Genomic DNA, 5,856 nt, shown 5'->3' with positions numbered 1-5,856 from the left:
GTCGGATGTGCGTCGAACGTCCGCTTCAACGCCGGTGAGTTCATCTTTCAAGAAGGCAGAGAAGCCAATACCTTCTATCTCATCCGCGAAGGAAAAGTCGCGCTCGAAGTCGTTGCTCCTGGTCACGGCAGCTTGACGATTGAGACTCTGGGCCGCGGCGAGATGCTCGGATGGTCTTGGTTGATACCCCCTTATCGCTGGCGGTTCGACGCGCGCGCGGTGGAGACGACCCGAGCGTTCGCGCTGGATGGCAAGTGCCTGCGCGCAAAATGCGAAGAGGATCACGAGCTGGGATACGAGCTGGTTAAGGAAGTGGCTTCGACTCTGGGCCAGCGTCTCGATGCGACACGATTTCGACTCCTGGACATTTACGGCCTCGTCTAACAACCTGATCGGGCGTGCGGGGCCTCGCCGGAGCGGAGCAGTCGACCGTCCTCGGGGATCCCGAGCGGGGTTTGTCGGCCGATCACCGGTCAACCGTGGGTTAGGGGTTGCGTGCGTGCATACGTTGGTGAGATCCGTCTGATTGAACGACCAATCAGGTTTGTCGGATGGCTGCTTCATCGAGTGCGTCGCGTCGGGACCGGCTGGTGGATGCCGCGCTGGCGGTGTTCGCCCGGGAAGGGGTGGACGCCGCCAGTATTAAGAAGATCGGCCAGGCCGCAGGGGTGGCCCCGGCGCTGATCTATCACTACTTCGAAAGTAAAGAAGCCCTGCTGGCGGCGGTGGTGCAGCGGCATGGGTTCTTGCCGCAGCTGCGGCGAATGTTGACTGTGCCGCCGGCAGCACCCGCGGCCGTCGTGCTGCCGCAGATCGCGCGGCAGATGTATGAGCTGCTCACCGAACGGGCAGATCTGGTACGAGTGGTGATGGCGACCTCGCAGACCCATCCGGAAATGCGTAAACGGATGGACACGCTCACCGACGAGGCGCAGGCACTGCTCGCCCGCTATCTGCAAGCCCGAATGGAGGCCGGTGAGGTGAGTGTTCGCAACACGCGGGCGGCGGCGCGGATGCTGCTATTCACCGTGGTGATGTGGCGACTCGCAGACGCTCCCGCCGCCGAACTCGACGACGCGATCGCCTTGTTGGTCGCCGGACTGACTACCGCCCTGCCGGACCCCGCGGCCGACGAGCCCGAGCCCAAGACCGCCCCGACGGCAAGGAGAAGCACCGTATGACAGCACAATCGCTGCCCCGCCTCACGCCCACCGGCATGCTGATCATCGCGGCCACCGTGGTCAGCGGGTTGTTCGGTTCGATCCTGGATCGCGCTCTTGTCGCCACCCCCGCGTGGCGCGACCTCGGCGTGCAGGCATGGGCCGACTACAGTCGCCACGCCGATCTGCGGAACGGCTACATCGTCTATCCGATCGGCGGGATCCTGTGCTGGGCCTTGGTTTTCGCCGCGGCATTGGCCTATCGCCTCGATCGGTCTGCGCCACGGCAGGCCGGTGCGCCGATCTATCTGGCGGCGTTGGGCGCGGCTGGCGCCGCGCTCACCACCATCGTCGCGGCGCCGGTGATGATGCACGTAGGCCAGCTCAGCGACACCGACATCGCCGCTCTGCACGATGCCTTCGAAACTTTCACCCTTTGGGGCGTTTACGTGCGCGGCGGCTGCTTCGCGGCGATATTCGTGTGCTTGGTGTGGGCGCTGGTTGCCTATTTCCGAAACCAGTCACCGCCCCTGGCGCAGCATCGTAGTAACCGAGACCGTGTGACGGTCACGCCTGCTGATCGGGATGCGACCACCCCACACGGCCTTGATGACTGAATTCCTCACCGTCACAAACCAACCCGGAGGGTTTTGATGTTGACGCTCGGCGGCGAGGTGGTTGCATTAGTGCGGCAAAGCCAGGCCGGCGGTGACGAGGATGGTGCCGGCCGCTGCGGAGGCGAGCAGGGTCAGCACGACGCCGCGGCGGCCGACCAGCAGCACGAGGGCGGCGGCGGCGAGGACGGCGTATTGCCACGGCTCGGTCAGTGCGCGGGCGAGGGTGATCGCCGAACCAAGGATGGCGCCAATTGCGGCCGGCCCGGCGCCGTCGAGAAATGCCCGCGCGGTGGCGTTGGTGCGCAGCTGCTCGAAGTGGCGCGCGCCCAGCAGCACGAACGTGAACGAGGGGCTGAAAGCGACAACGGCAGCAACGACACCACCGAGTAGCCCGGCAGCGGCATAACCCACGACGGCGACGGTCTGCACGACGGGGCCGGGGGTGATTTGGCCCAGAGCGACTGCGTTGAGGAACTGCCCGCCGGTCATCCAGTGGTAGTGGTTCACGGCGTCGTTTTGCATCAGCGGGATGATCACAAACCCGCCTCCGTAGGACAGTGCGCCGACCTTAAACGCCACCCAGATCAGGGAGACGAGCGTGCCGGCGCTCAGGGTGCCGATTGCCAGCAACAGCATGGGCGCGATCGCGGCCGGCCCGGCGGTGTCGCGACGCTGCCGTCGGCTGGTGATCTCGAGCGCGCCGCAGGCCAGCAGCACGAACACCAGCCAGGGCCCTATGGTCGCCGCCGCGATCAGGCCCGCCGCCAGATACGCGACCCAACGCAGCCGGGCGGCGCGGCCGCTGTCGCCGGCGCGCCGCCAGCTTGCCGGTAGCAGGCCGGCCGCGGCGTGCACCGCGACCGCGGCGACTGCTGATCCGGCGCCAGCCCCGGCGGCCAGGACCGTGCGCGGGGGTGCGCCCTCGAGAAACAGCGCAGCCAAGGCGAGGATGAGGATCAGGCCGGGGATGATGAACGCGGCTCCGCCCAGCAGCGCGCCGGGGCGGCCGCGGACTCGCCACGCACAGAAGATCGCGAGCTGGGTGGAGGCGGGCCCGGGTAGCAGGTTGCAGGTGGCCACCGCGTCTTCGAACTCGACCGATGTCAGCCATTGCTTGCGCTCGACGCACAGATCGCGCAGCAGCTTGATGTGGGTGGGCGGTCCGCCGAAGCCGATACATCCGATGCGCCCCCACTCCCGCACCACCGCGGCCAGGCTCGGCGGCCGTGCGACGCGCGCGTCCGCGTGGGCGTCGCTCATCTCGCCTGGCCGAGGTGGGTGGTGTAGAAGTCGACCGCGACGGCCACGTCGTTCACCAGGTAGCGGACGTCGAGCACGCTGTCGCCGATGTCAGTCACGGCACGTTTCCCTTCATCGCTTCGTGGGTTGGCGCGATGGCTTGGGCGAAGAACCCGATACGGCTGTACAGGTCGGCCGCGACCGCCCGGAAGGCCGGGTAACTGGCCCGTCCGCTCCCCGCAGCAGCCGGGTCGGGGATGCTCCAGTGGTTGGCCTGCGTGCCGGCACGGAACTCGGGGCAGACCTCGCGGACCTTGTCGCATAGGGTGATCACGTAGTCGAACTGCCGCCCGGCCAGGGTGTCGAGGTGCTTGCTGCGCCGGCCCGTCACATCGGTGCCGTACTCGCGCATCACCCGCAGAGTGTTGGGGTGCACCGGTTTGGGATTGCTGCCCGCGCTGGCGACCCGCACCCGCGTGCCGGCCGCCCGTTGCAGCAATGCTTCGGCGATCTGCGAGCGACTGCTGTTGCCGGTGCACAAGAACAACACCCGCACTGGTGTCGAGCTGCGGCGGTGGGTGGCAGGGGCCGCGGTCGTCGCGAGTCCGGGGTGAAGCGCGGCGCCGGTGGCCGCCAGCACCTGTGCGCAGCGGGTCAGCTCGATGCGGTAGTAGCTGTCGCGGCCGTCGGCCGAGCTGCGCCGTGTCGACACCAACCCGCCGGCACGCAGCCGGCTCAGGTGATAGGACACGGCGTTCTGCGGCTGTCCGACCAGTTCGGTCAGCTCGCCCACCCGCCGGTCACTGCGCGCTAACTCAGACAACAACCGCCAACGCACTGGCTCGCCGGCCAGCCGCAAAAATGCCGGCGGCGAGACATCAGCGACCGCCAAGCCCGTGTGCACGGGCACTAAAATACATCAATCAGATTTGATACATATGCTCCGGGGGAGGCCCAATGCTCGTACGCCACGGCTGGATTGTCATGGATTCATAACGGTGAATGCGCTGCGCCAGAAAGGAATATGGAAAACAATGCTCCCGATCAAACCCGCTTCGTGGCTGAACTCGCTGGTCTTTACGCGCGCGCCCGCCGCGGTGGTGCTGATCCGCCTGTATGTCGGGCTGGTGTTTGCCTGCGAAGGCGTGTTGAAATTCACGCGGGTCACCTCGCTGGGTACCGGCCGGTTCCACAGGGCCGGCATCCCCGCACCAGCGTTCTTCAGCACCTTTGACGGAGTCTTTGAAATCGGCTGCGGGGCACTCATTCTGGTAGGGCTGCTGACCCGGCTGGCGGCCGTGCCGATGATCATCGACATGCTCGGCGCGCTGCTGATCACCAAGCTACCCATTTTCTGGGGCCACGCCCCACTGTTTCGCGGCGAACACGGCTGGTGGGACTTCATCCACGAAGCCCGTGTCGACCTGGCCCAGCTGTGCGGCAGCCTGTTTCTGCTTCTGGTCGGGGCCGGCGCCTACTCGCTAGATGCCTACCTAACGCGCGGTAGAACCCCCGTCCCCGCCACTTCTTGTGGCCCGCCGCCGCGCTGACCTGCGGGCTGACACGATGCGATCACTGAGGACTTCGCGCGCCAGTTCCTCCAAGGCCGCGCCCTATGCCTCAAGCGCCCGAACGACTCATTACCGTCCCCTGGCCAGGAAAGAACCGGGCGGTATCAGTAACACGACGTTCTACGAACTGGTCAAGGCTGGTGACCTGCCGACCATCAAGATGGGCCGACGCACGTTCGTCGCGACATCAGCACTCGATGCCTCGTCAAACGACAGTGTTCGCAGCAGTCAAACTGGCCAGGACTTGTGGCCCTGACCAGCATGTTTGGTGTGGAGCTGCCGGGAATCGAACCCGCTACAAAAAGTGGCGTGAGCTGCGAAAACACGGAATTTGACTACGCGAAACGACGCGAAAAGACGTGAGGCGAACTGCGGATACATCGAAAGGTGTTGACGCCGTCAACACGGGTCCGGCAGTAAAGTGGGAACATATACAACGATCGTGAGGCCGGTGAAGGAGTCTGCGGGTTGCTGTGAAAATTTGTCGCGCGCCTGCGGTCCGGTGTTTGCGTCGCAGCGGCGTTCACTACATGTCCTCCGTGCGTCAAGCTCCGCCGCGCCGGCCGGGTTCCGACTTTTCCAATCCAAACGGAAGTCACGCTATTGACCGATCTAGGCTTGGGCCGGAAGGCGTTAGGCGCTCCATCGGTGCCTTTGGTCCTTCGGCTTGCATCTCTTCAGCCCTACCAATCACGGCCGCCCTGAGTGATCGTGCCGGTAGGTACATAGCCGATCAGAAGCGAACTGAATGTTGCAACCAGCACGTCGCGCGATCTTGGTAGGTGTTGACGGCTCAGCAGCGGCACTGGGTGCCGTACGGTGGGCGGCCCATGATGCCGCGCTGCGGAATGTGCCGCTGACCCTTGTTCATGTCGTCAACGCCCCCGTACCGGGGTGGTCCCAGGTCCCCGCGCCGGCCGGCTTCAGGCAATGGCAGGAGAAGCGGGCACGCGAATTCATCAAGTCGGCGATCAAGGTCGCCGAAGAGAGCACTGGTGAGCGCGGTCCAGTGCAAATCGATAGCAAGGTGTTTCATTCGGCCACCGTCCCGACGCTCGTCGGCCTTTCCAAAGAGGCGGAGATGGTCGTGGTGGGCTATCGGGGGCATGGCGGCGTGTTGGTCCGCACCTTCCTTGGCTCGGTGAGCTCGGGATTGGTCTACCACGCGCATTGCCCAGTCGCCGTGATCCACGACGAGGAACCGCTGGTCGCCAATGTCGCACGGGCGCCGGTCCTGGTGGGCATCGACGGCTCGCCGGCGTCGGAAGC

Annotated in this window: 7 protein-coding genes; 5 read left to right on the top strand and 2 right to left on the bottom strand. The window is 65.6% G+C overall.

What is annotated here, in order from left to right; translation table 11 throughout:
- The 3 genes from ACLP9N_RS14535 to ACLP9N_RS14525 form a co-directional block, all read left to right on the top strand.
- Positions 1-384 (top strand): cyclic nucleotide-binding domain-containing protein (locus tag ACLP9N_RS14535; RefSeq protein ID WP_442408079.1); only part of this gene is annotated, 384 nt, incomplete at its 5' end.
- Positions 385-551: 167 nt separating this feature from the next.
- Positions 552-1,181 (top strand): TetR/AcrR family transcriptional regulator, encoded by a 630-nt coding sequence (locus ACLP9N_RS14530; RefSeq protein WP_442408078.1) that lies wholly within the window; start codon positions 552-554, stop codon positions 1,179-1,181.
- Complete coding sequence (locus ACLP9N_RS14525) at positions 1,178-1,777, top strand: hypothetical protein (RefSeq protein ID WP_442408077.1); 600 nt, start codon at positions 1,178-1,180, stop codon at positions 1,775-1,777. The genes ACLP9N_RS14530 and ACLP9N_RS14525 overlap by 4 nt, the downstream gene beginning before the upstream one ends.
- A 66-nt stretch (positions 1,778-1,843) precedes the next feature.
- Here ACLP9N_RS14525 and chrA read toward each other — a convergent pair whose 3' ends face one another.
- Both chrA and ACLP9N_RS14515 read right to left on the bottom strand, forming a co-directional pair.
- A complete protein-coding gene (chrA, locus tag ACLP9N_RS14520; protein WP_442408076.1) occupies positions 1,844-3,037 on the bottom strand; it encodes a chromate efflux transporter in 1,194 nt (397 codons plus the stop codon).
- Between the two features lie 94 nt (positions 3,038-3,131).
- Complete coding sequence (locus ACLP9N_RS14515; RefSeq protein WP_442408075.1) at positions 3,132-3,920, bottom strand: metalloregulator ArsR/SmtB family transcription factor; 789 nt, start codon at positions 3,918-3,920, stop codon at positions 3,132-3,134.
- A gap of 94 nt (positions 3,921-4,014) precedes the next feature.
- On the opposite strand from ACLP9N_RS14515, the gene ACLP9N_RS14510 reads away from it, so the two are divergent.
- Both ACLP9N_RS14510 and ACLP9N_RS14505 read left to right on the top strand, forming a co-directional pair.
- A complete protein-coding gene (locus ACLP9N_RS14510) occupies positions 4,015-4,566 on the top strand; it encodes a DoxX family protein (RefSeq protein WP_442408074.1) in 552 nt (183 codons plus the stop codon).
- 769 nt (positions 4,567-5,335) lie between these two features.
- Positions 5,336-5,856 (top strand): universal stress protein (locus ACLP9N_RS14505; protein WP_442408073.1); only part of this gene is annotated, 521 nt, incomplete at its 3' end.

Origin of the sequence: Mycobacterium sp., from assembly GCF_052144515.1 — a bacterium.
Taxonomy (GTDB): Bacteria; Actinomycetota; Actinomycetes; order Mycobacteriales; family Mycobacteriaceae; genus Mycobacterium.
The sequence above is the reverse complement of the archived record's forward strand: the minus strand, read 5'-3'. Positions and strand labels throughout refer to the sequence as shown.